The organism is Streptomyces sp. NBC_01166 (assembly GCF_045039765.1).
Lineage (GTDB): Bacteria > Actinomycetota > Actinomycetes > Streptomycetales > Streptomycetaceae > Streptomyces.
The window spans coordinates 1,573,639-1,591,350 of record NZ_CP108613.1; the positions used below are offsets into that span (position 1 = coordinate 1,573,639).

The following is a 17,712-nucleotide window of genomic DNA, read 5'->3' on the forward strand; positions in this document are numbered from 1 at the left end:
CAACGAGTGCTCGTTGGCTCTCGACGGAGACTAGCGGCCAAGGCCGCCTGAGTCAGCGAGAACAGCGGAAAAGTCCTGGTCAGCCTTGATCGACTCGGACATTTCAGCCATAACAACCCGGATTTCTGGTCAGAATTCCGTGAACAGGCTGTTACGTGGCATGGTCAGCTTTCCGAGACGGCCGTACGGACCTCGTCCGCGAACCGTCCGGCGGCTTCGCGCAGCCCTGACGCGTCCGGTCCGTGGCGGAGCACGCCCCGGCTCACGCTCGGCACCACATTGCCCACCGAGGCACCGAACACACCGGGCAGATCCGCGGGGGTCGCGCCCTGGGCGCCGATGCCGGGAGCGAGCAGCGGACCGTTGATCGCCAGATCCACACCCGCGTCCCCGAGCGTGGCACCGACCACCGCGCCGACGGAGCCGAGCGGCGCCGCCCCCGCGTTCTCGGCGGCCATGTGGTCGAGCATCACCTGGGCCAGCGGCCGTCCGTCCGCCGCGGTGGCCCGCTGGACCTCCGCGCCCTCCGGGTTGGAGGTGAGGGCGAGCACGAAGACTCCCGCGCCGGAGATCTCGGCGGCCTCCAGCGCGGGGCGCAGCGAACCGAAGCCGAGGTACGGCGAGACCGTGACCGCGTCGGAGAAGAGCGGCGAGTCCTTGTCGAGGTAGGTGGCCGCGTAGGCCTCCATGGTCGACCCGATGTCACCGCGCTTGGCGTCCATCAGCACGAGGGCCCCCGCCGCGCGGGCCTCTTCGACGGCCTTCTCCAGGACGGCGATGCCGCGCGATCCGAAGCGCTCGAAGAACGCGGACTGCGGTTTGAGCACGGCGACCCGGTCGGCCAGTGCCTCGACGACCGTACGGGTGAAGCGCTCCAGGCCCGCGATGTCGTCGTTCAGGCCCCAGGAGGTGAGCAGGGAGGAGTGCGGGTCGATGCCGACGCAGAGCGGCCCGCGGGTGTCCATGGCGTGGCGCAGGCGCGCGCCGAAGGGTTCAAGGGTCACTGCATGACCTTCCGTGTCTCGGCGCCGACGGCTTCGGCGAGGGTGGCGTACGGGGATGCGGCCAGGCGGGCGGCCAGGCCCTTGTGGACCGCGCGGGCGTAGAACGGGCCCTCGTAGATGAAGGCGCTGTAGCCCTGGACGAGCGTGGCACCGGCCAGGATGCGCTGCCAGGCGTCCTCGGCGTTCTCGATGCCCCCGACGCCCACCAGGGTGATCCGGGTGCCCACGCGGGCGTACAGGCGGCTCAGGACCTCCAGGGAGCGCTCCTTGAGGGGCGCGCCGGAGAGTCCGCCGGTCTCCTTGACCAGGGAGGCGTCGGACTTCAGGCCGAGGCCGTCGCGGGCGATGGTGGTGTTGGTGGCGATGATGCCGTCGAGACCCAGCTCGACGGCGAGGTCGGCGACCGCGTCGACGTCCTCGTCCGCGAGGTCCGGGGCGATCTTGACGAGGAGCGGGACCCGCCGGCCGGTGACGGTGCGGTCGGCGGCCTCACGCACGGCGGTGAGCAGCGGGCGGAGCGCCTCGGTGGCCTGGAGGTTGCGCAGACCGGGCGTGTTGGGCGAGGAGACGTTCACGACGAGGTAGTCGGCGTGGGCGGCGAGCCGCTCGGTGGACTTCACGTAGTCGCCCACGGCCTCGTCCTCGGGGACGACCTTGGTCTTGCCGATGTTGACACCGACGGTCGTACGGAAGACCGGGGTGCGGGCGGCGAGGCGTTCGGCCACGGCCGCGGAGCCCTCGTTGTTGAAGCCCATGCGGTTGATCAGCGCCCGGTCCGCGACGAGACGGAACAGCCGCTTCTTCGGGTTGCCGGGCTGCGGCTCACCGGTGACCGTGCCGATCTCGATGTGGTCGAAGCCGAGCATGGACATGCCGTCGATGGCGACGGCGTTCTTGTCGAAGCCGGCGGCGAGCCCGAACGGGCCGTGCATGCGCAGGCCGAGGGCCTCGGTGCGCAGCTCCTCGTGGCGGGGGGCGAGCGCGGCGGCGACGAAGGTGCGCAGGACCGGGGTGCGGGCGGCGAGGCGGATCCAGCGGAAGGCGAGGTGGTGGGCCTGCTCCGGGTCCATCCGCTTGAAGACCAGCTGGAAGAAGAGTTTGTACATCACGGTGTCCTCATGAAGAGGGGGACACCGTTTCCGGTGTCCCCCTGCTGGGCTTCCTAGTCGCGGGCCGCGGTCAGATGTTCCGCGTGTTCCTGGAGGGAACGTACGCCGACGCCGCCGTGGTTCAGCGCGTCGATGCCCTGGACGGCGGCGGCGAGCGCCTGGACCGTCGTGAGGCACGGCACCGACCGGGCGACCGCCGCGGTGCGGATCTCGTAGCCGTCGAGCCGGCCGCCCGTCCCGTACGGGGTGTTGACGATGAGGTCGACCTCACCGTCGTGGATCAGCTGGACGATGGTCTTCTCGCCGTTGGGACCCTCGCCCTCGGAGAGCTTGCGCACGACCGTGGCGTTGATGCCGTTGCGCTTGAGGACCTCGGCGGTGCCGGAGGTGGCCATCAGCTCGAAGCCGTGGGCGACCAGCTCGCGGGCCGGGAAGATCATCGTGCGCTTGTCGCGGTTGGCGACCGAGATGAAGGCACGGCCCTTGGTGGGCAGCGGTCCGTAGGCGCCGGCCTGCGACTTGGCGTACGCCGTGCCGAAGACGGAGTCGATGCCCATGACCTCACCGGTGGAGCGCATCTCCGGGCCGAGGACCGTGTCGACGCCGCGGCCCTGGATGTCGCGGAAGCGCGACCACGGCATGACGGCCTCCTTGACGGAGATCGGCGCGTCCAGCGGCAGGGTGCCGCCGTCGCCGGTCTTCGGCAGCAGGCCCTCCGCGCGCAGCTCCGCGACGGTCGCGCCCAGCGAGATGCGGGCGGCGGCCTTCGCGAGCGGGACCGCGGTCGCCTTCGAGGTGAAGGGGACGGTCCGCGAGGCGCGCGGGTTGGCCTCCAGGACGTAGAGGATGTCGCCGGAGAGCGCGAACTGGATGTTGATCAGCCCGCGTACGCCGACGCCCTTGGCGATGCCCTCGGTGGAGGCGCGCAGCCGCTTGATGTCATAACCGCCCAGGGTGATCGGGGGCAGCGCGCACGCCGAGTCGCCGGAGTGGATGCCGGCCTCCTCGATGTGCTCCATGACGCCGCCGAGGTAGAGCTCGGTGCCGTCGTAGAGAGCGTCGACGTCGATCTCGATCGCGTCGTCGAGGAAGCGGTCGACCAGGACCGGCCGGGTGGGGCTGATCTCGGTGGACTCCTCGATGTACGAGGACAGGCGGGTCTCGTCGTAGACGATCTCCATGCCCCGGCCGCCGAGCACGTAGGACGGGCGCACGAGGACGGGGTAGCCGATCTCGTCGGCGATGGCCTTGGCCTCGGTGAAGGTGGTGGCGGTGCCGTGCTTCGGGGCCGGCAGGCCGGCCTCGGCGAGAACCCGGCCGAAGGCGCCGCGGTCCTCGGCGGCGTGGATGGCCTCCGGGGAGGTCCCCACGATCGGCACGCCGTTGTCCTTGAGCGCCTGCGAGAGTCCGAGCGGGGTCTGGCCGCCGAGCTGGACGATCACACCGGCGATCGGGCCGGCCAGCGACTCGGCGTGCACGATCTCCAGGACGTCCTCGAGCGTGAGCGGCTCGAAGTAGAGCCGGTCGGAGGTGTCGTAGTCCGTGGAGACGGTCTCCGGGTTGCAGTTGACCATCACGGTCTCGTAGCCCGCGTCGCTCAGGGCGAAGGAGGCGTGGACGCAGGAGTAGTCGAACTCGATGCCCTGGCCGATGCGGTTCGGGCCGGAGCCGAGGATGATCACCGCGGGCTTGGTGCGCGGCGCGACCTCGCTCTCCTCGTCGTAGCTGGAGTAGAAGTACGGCGTCTTCGCGGCGAACTCGGCGGCGCAGGTGTCGACCGTCTTGTAGACCGGGCGGATGCCCAGCGCGTGCCGGACCTCGCGCACGACGTCCTCGCGCAGGCCGCGGATCTCGCCGATCTGCGTGTCGGAGAAGCCGTGCCGCTTGGCCTCGGCCAGGAGGTCGGTGTCGAGGCGCTCGGCGGCGGCCAGCTCGTCGGCGATCTCCTTGATCAGGAAGAGCTGGTCGACGAACCAGGGGTCGATCTTCGTGGCGTCGAAGACCTCTTCCTGGGTGGCGCCGGCGCGGATCGCCTGCATCACGGTGTTGATGCGGCCGTCCGTGGGGCGGACCGCTTCGGCGAGCAGTTCGGCCTTGTCGCCCGTCTCGCCGGTGAAGGCGAACTGCGAGCCCTTCTTCTCCAGGGAGCGCAGGGCCTTCTGGAGGGCCTCGGTGAAGTTGCGGCCGATCGCCATGGCCTCGCCCACCGACTTCATGGTGGTGGTGAGGGTGGAGTCGGCGGACGGGAACTTCTCGAAGGCGAAGCGCGGGGCCTTGACGACGACGTAGTCGAGTGTCGGCTCGAAGGAGGCCGGCGTCTTCTCGGTGATGTCGTTGGGGATCTCGTCGAGCGTGTAGCCCACGGCCAGCTTGGCGGCGATCTTGGCGATCGGGAAGCCGGTGGCCTTCGAGGCGAGCGCCGAGGAGCGGGAGACGCGCGGGTTCATCTCGATCACGATGATCCGGCCGTCGGCCGGGTCGATCGCGAACTGGATGTTGCAGCCGCCGGTGTCGACGCCGACCTCGCGGATGATCGCGATGCCGATGTCGCGCAGCCGCTGGTACTCACGGTCGGTGAGGGTCATCGCCGGGGCGACGGTGATGGAGTCGCCGGTGTGGACGCCCATCGGGTCGAAGTTCTCGATGGAGCAGACGACCACGACGTTGTCGTTCTTGTCGCGCATCAGCTCCAGCTCGTACTCCTTCCAGCCAAGGATGGACTCCTCAAGGAGCACCTCGGTGGTCGGCGAGAGCGTGAGGCCCTGTCCGGCGATGCGGCGCAGCTCCTCCTCGTCGTGGGCGAAGCCGGAGCCGGCGCCGCCCATGGTGAAGGAGGGGCGGACGACGACGGGATAGCCGCCGAGGGTGTCGACGCCCGCGATGACGTCGTCCATCGTGTGGCAGATGACGGAGCGGGCTGACTCGCCGTAACCGATCTTCGCCTTGACGGCTTCGACGACCCCCTTGAAGAGGTCGCGGTCCTCGCCCTTGTTGATGGCCTCGACGTTGGCGCCGATGAGCTCGACGCCGTACTTCTCCAGCACTCCGTTGTCGTGCATGGAGATCGCGGTGTTGAGTGCGGTCTGGCCGCCCAGGGTCGGGAGCAGCGCGTCGGGGCGCTCCTTGGCGATGATCTTCTCGACGAACTCGGGGGTGATCGGCTCGACGTACGTGGCGTCGGCGATCTCCGGGTCGGTCATGATCGTCGCCGGGTTGGAGTTTACCAGGATGACGCGCAGGCCCTCGGCCTTGAGCACGCGGCAGGCCTGGGTGCCGGAGTAGTCGAACTCGGCGGCCTGCCCGATGACGATCGGACCGGAGCCGATGACCAGGACGGACTGGATATCGGAGCGCTTAGGCACGCGGGCCCTCCATCAGGGTGACGAAACGGTCGAAGAGGTACGCGGCGTCGTGCGGGCCGGCGGCTGCTTCGGGGTGGTACTGGACGCTGAAGGCCGGCTGGTCGAGCAGCTGGAGGCCCTCGACGACCTGGTCGTTCAGGCATACGTGGGAGACCTCGGCGCGGCCGAACGCCGTGTCCGAGACCTTGTCGAGGGGGGCGTCGACGGCGAAGCCGTGGTTGTGCGCGGTGACCTCGACCTTGCCGGTCGTGCGGTCCTGCACGGGCTGGTTGATGCCCCGGTGGCCGTACTTCAGCTTGTAGGTGCCGAAGCCGAGCGAGCGGCCGAGGATCTGGTTACCGAAGCAGATGCCGAAGAGCGGGGTCTTCCGCTCCAGGACACCCCGCATGAGGGCGACGGGGTGGTCGGCGGTGGACGGGTCGCCGGGGCCGTTGGAGAAGAAGACTCCGTCGGGCTTCACCGCGTACACCTCGTCGAGGGTCGCGGTGGCCGGCAGGACGTGCACCTCGATGCCGCGCTCGGCCATGCGGTGCGGGGTCATGCCCTTGATGCCGAGGTCGATCGCCGCGACCGTGAACTTCTTGGTGCCGACGGCGGGGACGACGTACGCCTCCTTGGTGGCGACCTCGGCCGCGAGGTCGGCTCCGCTCATCTCGGGCGCCTGGCGCACCTTGGCGAGCAGCACGCCCTCGTCCTGGATGGCGTTGCCGGAGAAGATGCCGACGCGCATCGCGCCGCGCTCCCGGAGATGGCGGGTGAGCGCGCGGGTGTCGATGCCGCTGATGCCGACGACGCCCTGGCTCTCGAGCTCCTCGTCCAGCGAACGGCGGGAGCGCCAGTTGGAGGGGGTCCGGGCGGGGTCGCGCACGACGTAGCCGGAGACCCAGATCTGCTTGGACTCGGGGTCCTCGTCGTTCACGCCGGTGTTGCCGACGTGCGGGGCGGTCATGACGACGACCTGGCGGTGGTACGAGGGGTCGGTCAGCGTTTCCTGGTAACCGGTCATGCCGGTGGAGAACACCGCCTCGCCGAAGGTCTCCCCCACGGCCCCGTAGGCGCGGCCGCGGAAGGAGCGGCCGTCCTCCAGGACGAGTACGGCGGGAGCCTTTCCGGCTCCCCGGGTGGAGATCGTCATCGTGCGGTGCCTTCCGTCGTGCTGGTGGTGGTGCTGGTGAGGTGGTCACCGGCTGCGCCGGTGAGGTGATTGACGGCGTCGACCCACGCCTGGTGCTCGGCCGCGCGGTCGGAGCGGAAGCCGGAGTCGATCAGCTGGTCGCCGTGCTCCCAGGTGATGACCAGGAGGCCGCCCTCGGGCAGGACCTTGCCGGCGAGCGCCTTGTCGAGCCTGGCCTCGCGCAGCGCGGCGGCCGGTACGAAGAAGTCGGCCGCCCCGGTGCGTACGACGTCGAGGCCCTGCGCGGTGAGGGTCAGCTCGACCCGGCTGCGGGTGCCGAGGCCGTGCGCCACGATCCGGTCGAGCCACTGCCCGGCGGTCGTCGAGGCGTGGTAGCGGCCCGTGAGTGTGAGCAGCTTCTCGCCGTCCGCGAACCCTTCGGGGGTGGTCGTGAGTTCGGGCAGGCCGGACTGCAGGCTCCCCCGCCACTTCCATCCCTGGCGCATCAGCCAGTAGACGAAGGCGATGAGGACGACCAGTCCGAGGACCCAGCTGATGCGGGCGGACCAGTCCGTCACTTCGGCCGACTTCTCTTCGGCGGCCAGCTGGTAGAGGGGGTTGAGTGTTGTCACGCGAGCTTCCCGTCGACGACCGTGGCACGGCCCCGCAGGAAGGTGTGGGTCACTCGGCCGGGCAGCTCGCGACCCTCGTACGGAGTGTTGCGGCTGCGGGAGGCGAAGCCCGCGGGGTCCACAGCTCCACGGTATGCCGGATCGACCAGGGTGAGGTTGGCGGGCTCACCCGCCGAGACGGGCCGGCCGTGTCCTTCGAGCCTGCCGATGGCCGCGGGGCGGAAGGACATGCGGTCCGCGACGCCCGCCCAGTCGAGGAGACCGGTGTCCACCATCGTCTGCTGGACCACGGAGAGCGCGGTCTCCAGGCCCACCATGCCCATGGCGGCGGCGGCCCACTCGCAGTCCTTGTCCTCGTGCGGGTGGGGCGCGTGGTCGGTGGCCACACAGTCGATGGTGCCGTCGGCGAGGGCCTCGCGCAGGGCCATGACGTCGGCCTCGGTACGCAGCGGCGGGTTCACCTTGTAGACCGGGTTGTACGTCCGTACGAGCTCGTCGGTGAGGAGCAGGTGGTGCGGGGTGACCTCTGCGGTGACGTTCCAGCCCTTGGACTTGGCCCAGCGGACGATCTCCACGGAGCCGGCGGTCGACAGGTGGCAGATGTGGACCCGGGAGCCGACGTGGGCGGCGAGGAGGACGTCGCGCGCGATGATCGACTCCTCGGCGACGGCGGGCCAGCCGCCGAGGCCGAGCTCGGCCGAGACGACGCCCTCGTTCATCTGGGCGCCCTCGGTGAGGCGGGGCTCCTGGGCGTGCTGGGCGACGACACCGTCGAAGGCCTTCACGTACTCCAGTGCGCGGCGCATGATCACGGCGTCGTCGACGCACTTGCCGTCGTCGGAGAAGACCTTCACCCCGGCGGCGGAGTCGTGCATGGCGCCGAGCTCGGCGAGCTGCTTGCCCTCCAGGCCGACGGTGACGGCGCCGACGGGCTGCACGTCGCAGTAGCCGGACTCCCTGCCGAGCCGCCAGACCTGCTCGACGACGCCGGCGGTGTCGGCGACGGGGAAGGTGTTGGCCATGGCGTGGACGGCGGTGAAGCCGCCGACCGCGGCCGCCCTGGTCCCGGTGAGGACGGTCTCGGAGTCCTCGCGGCCGGGCTCACGCAGGTGGGTGTGCAGGTCGACGAGGCCGGGCAGCAGGATCCGGCCTGCCGCCTCGATCACGGTGGCGTCGCCCGCCTCGATGCCGGTGCCGGTCTCCGCGACCGTCTCGCCGTCGATGAGGACGTCCTGCGGCTCGCCGCCGAGGACCTTCGCACCGCGGATCAGGATCTTGCTCATGGTTACTTGTTCTCCTCGGTACGGGCGGAGGCGGACGGCAGGGCGGTCTCGGAACCGCCCAGCAGCAGGTACAGGACGGCCATGCGGGTGGAGACGCCGTTCGCGACCTGTTCGACGGCGGTGCAGCGGTCGGAGTCCGCGACCTCGGCGGTGATCTCCATGCCGCGGACCATCGGGCCGGGGTGCATCACGATGGCGTGCTCGGGCATCCGAGCCATGCGTTCGCCGTCCAGGCCGTAGCGGCGGGAGTACTCGCGCTCGGTCGGGAAGTAGGCGGCGTTCATCCGCTCGCGCTGCACACGGAGCATCATGACGGCGTCGGACTTCGGCAGCACGTCGTCGAGGCGGTAGCTGACGTCGCAGGGCCACTGCTCGACGCCTACGGGCACGAGGGTGGGCGGGGCCACCAGGGTGACGTGCGCACCGAGCGTGTGCAGCAGGTGCACGTTGGAGCGGGCCACGCGGCTGTGCAGGATGTCGCCGACGATCGTGATCCGGCGGCCTTCGAGGTCGCGGCCGATGCCCGCGTCGGGGCCCACCAGCCTGCGGCGCATCGTGAACGCGTCGAGCAGTGCCTGGGTGGGGTGCTCGTGCGTGCCGTCACCCGCGTTGACGACGGCGCTGTCGATCCAGCCCGAGGTCGCGAGGCGGTACGGGGCTCCGGAGGCGCCGTGCCGGATGACGACGGCGTCGGCGCCCATGGCCTCCAGGGTCAGGGCGGTGTCCTTGAGCGACTCGCCCTTGGAGACGGACGAGCCCTTGGCGGAGAAGTTGATGACGTCGGCGGAGAGGCGCTTGGCGGCGGCCTCGAACGAGATCCGCGTCCGGGTCGAGTCCTCGAAGAAGAGGTTGACGACCGTTCGTCCACGCAGGGTGGGAAGCTTCTTGATCGGCCGGTCCGCGACCCTCGCCATCTCCTCGGCGGTGTCGAGGATCAGGACGGCGTCGTCGCGGGTGAGGTCTGCGGCCGAGATGAGGTGGCGGGGTGTCCGGGGGTTGTCCCCGGGAGGGCGCAGCATCTGGGAGTCTCCGTGAAGGGTGGAGGGATCAGGCAGGCGGGCGTGCTGAAGCAGCCGTGCGGCCTTTCGGGCGCACAGGACGGGACTCGGCTACTGCTCGCCTGCCGGGACGGTCTGCTTGACACCGAGCAGCACGGCGTCGCGGCCGTCCTCCTCGGCGAGCTGGACCTTGACCGTCTCCCGCAGCGACGTGGGGAGGTTCTTGCCGACGTAGTCGGCACGGATCGGGAGCTCGCGGTGGCCCCGGTCGACGAGGACCGCGAGCTGTACGGCACGGGGCCGGCCGATGTCGCCGAGCGCGTCGAGTGCGGCGCGGATCGTGCGGCCGGAGAAGAGCACGTCGTCGACGAGCACGACGAGGCTGCCCTCGATGCCCTCACCGGGGATCTCGGTGCGCGCGAGGGCACGCGCCGGGCGCATCCGCAGATCGTCGCGGTACATCGTGATGTCGAGTGACCCGACCGGCGTCTTCCGGCCGGTGATCTCTTCGAGCTTTCCGGCGAGCCGACGGGCGAGGAAGACCCCTCGTGTCGGGATGCCGAGGAGCACCACGTCGTCGGCGCCCCTGGCGCGTTCGACGATCTCGTGGGCGATTCGGGTCAGTACCCGGGCGATGTCGGGAGCCTCGAGAACGGGGCGTGCCGCATTGCCGGTGTGGTCATGCTGTGCGTCCATAAGAAACGGACCTCCTTCTCCGCCTCACTGGACGGACGTTAAAGGACGTCGAAATTGCGTCATCCACGTTACCAGGGCTTGTGCGAGGCCCTGGCCCCGCCCCCGGGAGGCCGCAGTCCGGACCTTTCGGCTTGACGCAGCCAAGTAACGCTGCGTAACCTCACAGTGAGTTACCAGCCACGCGGCCCAGCCGCAGAATGTTCCAGCGTCCGGGGAGCCTTATGTCCAGCGAATACGCAAAGCAGCTCGGGGCCAAGCTCCGCGCCATCCGCACCCAGCAGGGCCTCTCCCTCCACGGCGTGGAGGAGAAGTCGCAGGGCCGCTGGAAGGCCGTCGTGGTCGGTTCCTACGAGCGCGGCGACCGCGCCGTGACCGTTCAGCGCCTTGCCGAGCTGGCCGACTTCTACGGCGTCCCGGTGCAGGAGCTCCTGCCCGGTACGACTCCTGGCGGTGCCGCCGAGCCGCCGCCGAAGCTGGTCCTCGACCTCGAGCGCCTCGCCCACGTGCCGCCGGAGAAGGCCGGACCGCTGCAGCGTTACGCGGCGACGATCCAGAGCCAGCGTGGCGACTACAACGGCAAGGTGCTGTCCATCCGCCAGGACGACCTGCGCACCCTGGCCGTGATCTACGACCAGTCGCCGTCCGTGCTCACGGAGCAGCTGATCAGCTGGGGCGTGCTGGACGCCGACGCGCGTCGCGCCGTGGCCCACGACGAGGGCTGACCACCAGCACCACGTAGAGCCTGCCGCCGGGCCGGCGGAGTCCTGAGGACTCCGCCGGCCCGGCGTTCTCATGTCCCGGCCCGTTCCGCCGCAGCCGGGGCGGACACGCCGAAGGGCCCACGGTCGCGTGCGACCGTGGGCCCTTCGTTCGGCTCTGTCGCCGCCGGAGGCTACTGCTCCCGGCGGAGATTCGGCTTGAGGTCCTTGAACCGGGCCAGCAGGCCGTTCACGAAGGCCGGGGAGTCGTCCGTGGAGAACTCCTTGGCGAGCTGGACCGCCTCGTCGATCACCACGGCGTCCGGGGTCGAGTCCATCCAGATCAGCTCGTACGCCCCGAGCCGCAGGATGCTCCGGTCGACGACCGGCATGCGGTCGATCTCCCAGTCCACGGCATAGGTGACGATGAGGTCGTCGATCCGGTCCGCGTACTGCGCGTACCCCTCGACCAGCTCCATCGTGAATTCACCGACCGGCGGCTGACGGTCATCGGTCCGCGAGAGCCGTACCCAGTCCGCGAGGACCGTCTGCACGGACTCACCGCGCTGGTCGGCCTCGAAAAGGATCTGGAAGGCGCGCTTGCGGGCCTTGTTCCGGGCAGCCACGGTTAGCTGTTCACCCGGCCGAGGTAGTCGCCCGTACGGGTGTCGACCTTGATCTTCTCGCCGGTGGTGATGAAGAGCGGGACACCGATCTCGTAACCGGTCTCCAGGGTGGCGGGCTTGGAGCCACCGGTGGAGCGGTCGCCCTGGACGCCCGGGTCGGTGTGCTGGATGGTCAGCTCGACCGCGGCGGGCAGCTCGACGTAGAGCACCTCGCCCTCGTGCTGCGCCACGGAGGCGGTGAAGCCCTCGATCAGGAAGTTGGCGGCGTCGCCGACGGCCTTGCGGTCGACCATGAGCTGGTCGTACGTGTCCATGTCCATGAAGACGAAGTACTCGCCGTCCATGTACGAGAACTGCATGTCCCGGCGGTCGATGGTGGCCGTTTCGACCTTCACGCCGGCGTTGAACGTCTTGTCGACGACCTTGCCGGAGAGCACGTTCTTGAGCTTGGTGCGCACGAAGGCGGGGCCCTTGCCGGGCTTGACGTGCTGGAACTCGACGACGGACCAGAGCTGGCCTCCGTCGAGCTTGAGCACCAGGCCGTTCTTGAGGTCGTTCGTGGAAGCCACGGTTGCGGAATCTCCTGGACTGAAGCTGGTGGACGACAAAGGATGCGCGCCCGGAGTCCTCCGCGAGGAGTTCCCCTAGAGCGCGAGCAGCTCCTTGGTCGTAATGGTGAGTAGCTCGGGTCCGCCGTCCGCCTCGGGGCGCACGACGAGCGTGTCATCGATCCGGACACCGCCCCGGCCCGGGAGGTGGACCCCCGGTTCGACGGTGACCGGCACACAAGCGTCCAGTTTACCCATGGCTGTCGGTGCCAACTGCGGGTCCTCGTCGATTTCGAGTCCGACCCCGTGCCCGGTGCTGGGCTGGAGGCAGTCCGCGTGACCCGCGGAGTCCAGGAGATGGCGGGCCGCGCGGTCCACGTCGCGGTAGGCGGCACCGGGGGCGAGAGCCTCCCTGCCGGCCCTCTGAGCGGCGAAAACAAGGTCGTAGAGCTCGATCTGCCAGTCCGCGGGACTGGTCCCGATGACGAAGGTGCGGCCGATCTCGCAGCGGTAGCCGCGGTAGTTCGCTCCCAGACAGACGGAGAGGAAATCACCCTCCTCGACCCTGCGGTCGGTGGGCCGGTGGCGCCCCAGACCGGAGTGGGGGCCCGTCCCCACCGAGGTGGCGAAGGCCGGGCCGTCGGCACCGTGGTCCACCAGCCGGCGCTCCAGCTCCAGGGCGAGGTGGCGTTCCGTGCGTCCCACCAGGATGGATTCGAGGAGCTCGCCCAGCGCCTGGTCGGTGATCTCCGCGGCGATCCGCAGGCAGGCGATCTCCTCCTCGTCCTTCACGAGACGAAGCTGCTCCACCGTGCTGCCCAGGTCACCGAGGCGCAGGCGGGGCGCGACGGAACTCATGGCGCGGTGGCGGGAGACCGTCAGGTCGTGTTCCTCGACCGACAGGGACTCGGCGTGCAGGCGAGCGGCGAGCTCGGCCGCCGCGACCACCGGGTCGCTGTCGGCGTCGGGGAGGACGGTCAGTCGCAGCCCCTCGTCGGGGCGCCCGTGGGCGGGGTCCCCGGTCGGCGCGCGGGGGGAGAGCAGGACATCCTCGCCGGGGCCGAGCAGCAGCACGGCGCCGGGCGGGGCCCCGCCCGCGAGATAGCGGACGTTGGCGGGGCGGGAGACCAGGGCGGCCGCGGATCCGGCGGCGGCGTACCGGTCACGCAGCTGCCCGCGTCGGACGGCGTACACCTCTGACATGTTCCCGAGCCTACGAGCGCGGGCCGGGCCCCGCCCGGTCAGCGCACCCGACCGGGGACCGCGCGGCCGTTACCAGGCCGGAGGGCTGGCTATGGAGCGGGCCAGGACGTCGTCCAGGACCCGCGCGGTCGTCTCGACGTCGTAGGTGGAGTTGTCGATGATCGGCAGGCCGGAGCCGTACCAGCCGGCCATGCGGCCGTGGATCCTGGCGACTTCCTCGTCGGAGAGCCTGCGGTTCCCGCTGCGTGCCGCGTTGCGCTCCAGGACGACCTCCAGGCCGGGCAGGAGGACCACGGGCAGCAGCCCGGGGCCCACGTGGCGCTTCCAGCCGCCGAGGCCCACGACGGGCCGGTCGGGGAAGACGGCGTCGTCGAGGATGCAGGAGATGCCGTTGGCCAGGAAATTACGGGCGGCGAAGCCACAGGTGCGCCGGGCCAGGCGGTACTGGGCCTCGGAGTGGTCGTTCCACCCTGCCTGCGGGTCGGCGAATCCGGAGCAGACCCATTCGCGGACGTCGTCCAGCGAGACGTGCGCGGTGGGGACCTGGCGGCGGCCCGCCCAGAGCTTGGCGACCGTGGTCTTTCCCGCTCCTGCGGGCCCGATCAGCAGCACGGCCAGGGTCGCCGCTCCGGTGCCCGCATCGGCGGGCGGCGCGGGCAGCGGGACGGGACCGCCGGGCGGCAGCTGGATGTGCCCGGTGGTCTCCCGGGAGGGCGGCACCGGGGCGTGCTGTGGCACAGGCGCCTGCGGCTGGGGCCCGGGAGCCATGTGAGGAGGAGGCGGCCCCGCCTGGCCGGGGTGGCCCTGGTGCTGGGCCTGGTGCTGGGCCTGGTGCTGGGCCTGGTGCTGGGCCTGGTGCGTCCACGGCCCGTTCCCGGGACCCTGGGGCGGCGGCAGCGGAGCCCCCACTGCGTGCTGCATCCCGTGCCACTCCGTCTCGTACAGGCAACTGGCGCTGGTCGACGGCAACCGTACCTCCCCCGGCCGCCACTCGGTGAACGGGCGGGGGAGGTACGAAGTGCCCGGTGTCAGTCCGTCAGTTCGTCGGCCAGCGCCCGCAGGGCCAGCCGGTAGGAACCGATTCCGAAGCCCGCCACGGTCCCGGTGGCCACCGGGGCGACCACCGAGGTGTGGCGGAACTCCTCTCGCGCGTACGGATTCGAGATGTGCACCTCGATCAGCGGGGCGGTGCGCTGGGCGGCCGCGTCCCGCATTCCGTACGAATAGTGCGTGAAGGCGCCGGGGTTGAGGACGACCGGAATCGAACCGTCCGCCGCCTCGTGGAGCCAGCGGATCAGTTCGCCCTCGTCATTGGTCTCGCGGACGTCGACGTCGAACCCGAGTTCCTTGCCGAGGGCCTGGCAGGTGTCGACCAGACCGGCGTAGGACGTGGCCCCGTACACGTCGGGCTCGCGGGAGCCGAGACGTCCGAGGTTCGGGCCGTTGAGCACGAAGACCCTGCGGGTCGTCATGCGGAGACCTCCCCGTAGGCGGCGAGCAGGACGGCCGGGTCGGGGCCCTCCAGCACGGTGGGCTTGCCGATGCCGTCCAGGACGATGAAGCGCAGCAGGTCGCCGCGGGACTTCTTGTCGACCTTCATGTTCTCCAGGAGCTTGGGCCACTGGTCACCGCGGTAGGTGAGCGGCAGCCCGACGGACTCCAGGACGGCGCGGTGCCGGTCGGCGGTGGCGTCGTCGAGGCGTCCCGCGAGCCGGCCCAGCTCCGCGGCGAAGACCATGCCGACCGAGACGGCCGCCCCGTGGCGCCACTTGTAGCGCTCGTTCTTCTCGATGGCGTGGGCGAGGGTGTGGCCGTAGTTGAGGATCTCCCTCAGGCCGGACTCCTTGAGGTCGCTGGAGACGACCTCGGCCTTGACCCGGATGGAACGCTCGATCAGCTCCGCGGTGTGCGGCCCGGCGGGCGTACGGGCGCCCTGGGGGTCGGCCTCCACGAGATCGAGGATGACCGGGTCGGCGATGAAACCGGCCTTGATGATCTCGGCCATGCCGGAGACGTAGTCGTGGACCGGCAGCGAGTCCAGCGCGGCGAGGTCGCAGAGCACACCGGCCGGCGGGTGGAAGGCGCCCACGAGGTTCTTGCCCTCGGCGGTGTTGATGCCGGTCTTGCCGCCGACCGCCGCGTCGACCATGCCGAGCACGGTCGTCGGTACGGCGATCCAGCGCACCCCGCGCAGCCAGGAGGCGGCGACGAAGCCCGCGACGTCGGTGGTGGCGCCGCCGCCGATGCCGACGATGACGTCGGTGCGGGTGAAGCCGGTCTGGCCGAGCGCCTTCCAGCAGTAGGCCGCGACCTCGACGGTCTTGGCCTCCTCGGCGTTCGGCAGCTGGATCGCGATGGCCTCGTAGCCCTGGGAGGCGAGGTCCTCACGGACCGCCTCGCCGGTCTCGGCGAGCGCCTCGGGGTGCAGGACGGCGACCCGCTTGGCACGGTCACCGATGAGATTCGGCAGCTCATCGAGGAGCTGGCGGCCGACGAGCACCTCGTACGGGTCGGTGCCTGCCGTGCCGGCGATCTGGATGCGTGTGGTGCCCTGCTCGGTCATGCGTGTCTTCTCCTGGTCGGACGGTACGGGCCCGCCTGTACGCTCCGGCAGCTCCAGTGCGTCGAGGATCGCCTGGGCGACCTCTTCCGGAGCGCGTTCGTCGGTGGCGACGGTGACGGCCGCCACCTCTTCGTAGAGAGGGCGCCGGGCGTCCATGAGCTCGCGCCACTGCCGTCGCGGGTTGACGGCGAGAAGGGGGCGGGCGGTGTTCAGCCCGACCCTCCGGACGGCCTCGTCCACATCCATGGAGAGATAGACGACCCGGCGGCCTGCGAGCAGGGCACGGGTCTCCGCGTCGAGCACCGCGCCGCCGCCGAGGGCGAGGACGCCGGTGTGCCGCTCGATCGCGTCCCGCACCGCCTGCTGTTCGAGAGCGCGGAAACGCTCCTCGCCTTCGTCGAAGAAGATCTCCGGGATGGCCTTGCCCGCCGTGGCCACGACGTCCGCGTCGGTGTCGCGGTAGGTGCTGCCCAGCCGGTCGGCGAGCAGCGCGCCCACCGTGGACTTGCCCACCCCCATCGGGCCCACCAGGACGATCAGCGGGCCGCTCACCGGATCTGGAGGTGGGAGAGGTACGACTGCACGTTGCGGTGGGTCTCGGCGACGCTGTCGCCGCCGAACTTCTCCGCCACCGCGTCGGCCAGCACCAGGGCGACCATCGCCTCGGCGACGATCCCGGCGGCCGGAACGGCGCACACGTCGGAACGCTGGTGGTGGGCCTTGGCCGCCTCGCCGGTGACGACGTCGACCGTGGCGAGCGCGCGGGGCACGGTGGCGATGGGCTTCATCGCCGCGCGGACCCGCAGCAGCTCACCGGTGGTCAGCCCGCCCTCGGTGCCGCCGGAGCGGCCGGAGGTGCGCCTGATCCCGTCCTCGGTGGCCACGATCTCGTCGTGTGCCTTGGAGCCCGGCACCCGGGCGAGGTCGAAGCCGTCGCCGACCTCGACGCCCTTGATGGCCTGGATGCCCATCAGCGCGGCGGCGAGACGGGCGTCGAGCCTGCGGTCCCAGTGGACGTGCGAGCCGAGGCCGACGGGGACGCCGTAGGCGAGCACCTCGACGACTCCGCCGAGGGTGTCGCCGTCCTTGTGGGCCTGGTCGATCTCCGCGACCATCGCCTTCGACGCGTCGGCGTCCAGGCAGCGCACGGGGTCGGCGTCGAGCCGCTCGACGTCGGAGGGCTTGGGGTAGACGCCGTAGGGCGCCTTGGCCGCGGCCAGCTCGACGACGTGGGAGACGATCTCGATGCCCGCGGTCTCCTTGAGGTAGGACCGGGCGACGGCGCCGAGGGCGACACGGGCCGCGGTCTCCCGGGCGCTGGCGCGCTCCAGGATCGGCCGGGCCTCGTCGAAGCCGTACTTCTGCATCCCGGCCAGGTCGGCGTGACCGGGCCTGGGGCGGGTCAGCGGGGCGTTACGGGCCTGCGCGGCCAGTACGTCGGGGTCGACCGGGTCGGCCGACATGACCTGCTCCCACTTGGGCCACTCGGTGTTGCCCACCATGACCGCGACGGGAGAGCCCATCGTCAGGCCGTGCCGGACACCGCCGAGGAAGGTGACCTCGTCCCGCTCGAACTTCATCCGGGCGCCGCGCCCGTAACCGAGCCGTCGCCTGGCGAGCGCGTCCGCCACCATCTCCGTGGTGACGGGGATACCGGCGGGAAGACCCTCCAGCGTCGCCACCAGTGCGGGGCCGTGCGACTCTCCGGCGGTCAGCCAGCGCAACCTGCTCAACGGTGCTCCTCATGCTCGCGCCTGTAACTGCAACGGCGCGACCGGGTGCGCGGCCCTGGCCCGCCGCCCCCGATCCTCCCACGATCGGGAGGGCCGACCGGCCGCCGGTCCAGCAGACGGACGTTTCACGGCCCGATTCGGAC

General features: G+C 70.7%; 16 protein-coding genes. 1 reads left to right on the forward strand and 15 read right to left on the reverse strand.

Annotated elements, in window-relative coordinates:
• Positions 1-164: 164 nt before the first annotated feature.
• The 8 genes from pyrF to pyrR form a co-directional block, all read right to left on the reverse strand.
• Positions 165-1,004, reverse strand: a complete 840-nt coding sequence (gene pyrF / locus OG379_RS07200; RefSeq protein WP_405660497.1) for an orotidine-5'-phosphate decarboxylase — start codon at positions 1,002-1,004, stop codon at positions 165-167.
• Positions 1,001-2,110, reverse strand: a complete 1,110-nt coding sequence (locus tag OG379_RS07205) for a quinone-dependent dihydroorotate dehydrogenase (protein ID WP_405660499.1) — start codon at positions 2,108-2,110, stop codon at positions 1,001-1,003. The genes pyrF and OG379_RS07205 overlap by 4 nt, the downstream gene beginning before the upstream one ends.
• Before the next feature lie 56 nt (positions 2,111-2,166).
• Complete coding sequence (gene carB, locus OG379_RS07210; protein ID WP_405660501.1) at positions 2,167-5,475, reverse strand: carbamoyl-phosphate synthase large subunit; 3,309 nt, start codon at positions 5,473-5,475, stop codon at positions 2,167-2,169.
• Positions 5,468-6,610 (reverse strand): glutamine-hydrolyzing carbamoyl-phosphate synthase small subunit, encoded by a 1,143-nt coding sequence (gene carA / locus OG379_RS07215; RefSeq protein ID WP_405660504.1) that lies wholly within the window; start codon positions 6,608-6,610, stop codon positions 5,468-5,470. The genes carB and carA overlap by 8 nt, the downstream gene beginning before the upstream one ends.
• Entirely contained in the window at positions 6,607-7,221 is a 615-nt protein-coding gene (locus OG379_RS07220; protein ID WP_405660506.1) for a hypothetical protein, read from the reverse strand. Before OG379_RS07220 ends, carA begins: the two co-directional genes overlap by 4 nt.
• Complete coding sequence (locus OG379_RS07225) at positions 7,218-8,504, reverse strand: dihydroorotase (protein ID WP_393765784.1); 1,287 nt, start codon at positions 8,502-8,504, stop codon at positions 7,218-7,220. The genes OG379_RS07220 and OG379_RS07225 overlap by 4 nt, the downstream gene beginning before the upstream one ends.
• A gap of 2 nt (positions 8,505-8,506) precedes the next feature.
• Complete coding sequence (locus tag OG379_RS07230) at positions 8,507-9,523, reverse strand: aspartate carbamoyltransferase catalytic subunit (RefSeq protein ID WP_356712559.1); 1,017 nt, start codon at positions 9,521-9,523, stop codon at positions 8,507-8,509.
• A gap of 90 nt (positions 9,524-9,613) precedes the next feature.
• Positions 9,614-10,198 (reverse strand): bifunctional pyr operon transcriptional regulator/uracil phosphoribosyltransferase PyrR, encoded by a 585-nt coding sequence (pyrR, locus tag OG379_RS07235; protein ID WP_401522886.1) that lies wholly within the window; start codon positions 10,196-10,198, stop codon positions 9,614-9,616.
• 221 nt (positions 10,199-10,419) lie between these two features.
• On the opposite strand from pyrR, the gene bldD reads away from it, so the two are divergent.
• Positions 10,420-10,920, forward strand: a complete 501-nt coding sequence (gene bldD / locus OG379_RS07240; RefSeq protein ID WP_014157378.1) for a transcriptional regulator BldD — start codon at positions 10,420-10,422, stop codon at positions 10,918-10,920.
• 170 nt (positions 10,921-11,090) lie between these two features.
• Here the strand turns inward: bldD and nusB are convergent, their stop codons facing one another.
• From nusB to aroC, 7 genes are all read right to left on the reverse strand, one after another.
• Positions 11,091-11,522, reverse strand: a complete 432-nt coding sequence (gene nusB / locus OG379_RS07245; protein WP_031097763.1) for a transcription antitermination factor NusB — start codon at positions 11,520-11,522, stop codon at positions 11,091-11,093.
• Between the two features lie 2 nt (positions 11,523-11,524).
• Positions 11,525-12,091: an elongation factor P gene (gene efp, locus OG379_RS07250; RefSeq protein WP_014044814.1), complete on the reverse strand. Its 567-nt coding sequence runs from the start codon at positions 12,089-12,091 to the stop codon at positions 11,525-11,527.
• Between the two features lie 75 nt (positions 12,092-12,166).
• Positions 12,167-13,273, reverse strand: coding sequence for a M24 family metallopeptidase (locus tag OG379_RS07255; RefSeq protein ID WP_405660508.1), 1,107 nt, complete (start codon positions 13,271-13,273; stop codon positions 12,167-12,169).
• Between the two features lie 69 nt (positions 13,274-13,342).
• Positions 13,343-14,194, reverse strand: coding sequence for a Pro-rich N-terminal domain-containing protein (locus OG379_RS07260; protein WP_405660511.1), 852 nt, complete (start codon positions 14,192-14,194; stop codon positions 13,343-13,345).
• Between the two features lie 107 nt (positions 14,195-14,301).
• A complete protein-coding gene (aroQ, locus tag OG379_RS07265) occupies positions 14,302-14,745 on the reverse strand; it encodes a type II 3-dehydroquinate dehydratase (RefSeq protein WP_393765789.1) in 444 nt (147 codons plus the stop codon).
• Entirely contained in the window at positions 14,742-16,388 is a 1,647-nt protein-coding gene (gene aroB, locus OG379_RS07270) for a 3-dehydroquinate synthase (RefSeq protein WP_405660514.1), read from the reverse strand. Before aroB ends, aroQ begins: the two co-directional genes overlap by 4 nt.
• Positions 16,385-17,569 (reverse strand): chorismate synthase, encoded by a 1,185-nt coding sequence (gene aroC / locus OG379_RS07275; protein ID WP_393765791.1) that lies wholly within the window; start codon positions 17,567-17,569, stop codon positions 16,385-16,387. The genes aroB and aroC overlap by 4 nt, the downstream gene beginning before the upstream one ends.
• Between the last annotated feature and the right edge of the window lie 143 nt (positions 17,570-17,712).

Excerpts from the sequence above, each read along its gene's own strand:
- bldD (WP_014157378.1), top strand. The coding sequence starts at position 10,420 with ATGTCCAGCGAATACGCAAAGCAGCTCGGGGCCAAGCTCCGCGCCATC.
- OG379_RS07230 (WP_356712559.1), bottom strand. The coding sequence starts at position 9,523 with ATGCTGCGCCCTCCCGGGGACAACCCCCGGACACCCCGCCACCTCATC.
- OG379_RS07260 (WP_405660511.1), bottom strand. The coding sequence starts at position 14,194 with ATGCAGCACGCAGTGGGGGCTCCGCTGCCGCCGCCCCAGGGTCCCGGG.
- carA (WP_405660504.1), bottom strand. The coding sequence starts at position 6,610 with ATGACGATCTCCACCCGGGGAGCCGGAAAGGCTCCCGCCGTACTCGTC.
- aroQ (WP_393765789.1), bottom strand. The coding sequence starts at position 14,745 with ATGACGACCCGCAGGGTCTTCGTGCTCAACGGCCCGAACCTCGGACGT.
- OG379_RS07255 (WP_405660508.1), bottom strand. The coding sequence starts at position 13,273 with ATGTCAGAGGTGTACGCCGTCCGACGCGGGCAGCTGCGTGACCGGTAC.
- OG379_RS07225 (WP_393765784.1), bottom strand. The coding sequence starts at position 8,504 with ATGAGCAAGATCCTGATCCGCGGTGCGAAGGTCCTCGGCGGCGAGCCG.
- OG379_RS07205 (WP_405660499.1), bottom strand. The coding sequence starts at position 2,110 with ATGTACAAACTCTTCTTCCAGCTGGTCTTCAAGCGGATGGACCCGGAG.
- pyrR (WP_401522886.1), bottom strand. The coding sequence starts at position 10,198 with ATGGACGCACAGCATGACCACACCGGCAATGCGGCACGCCCCGTTCTC.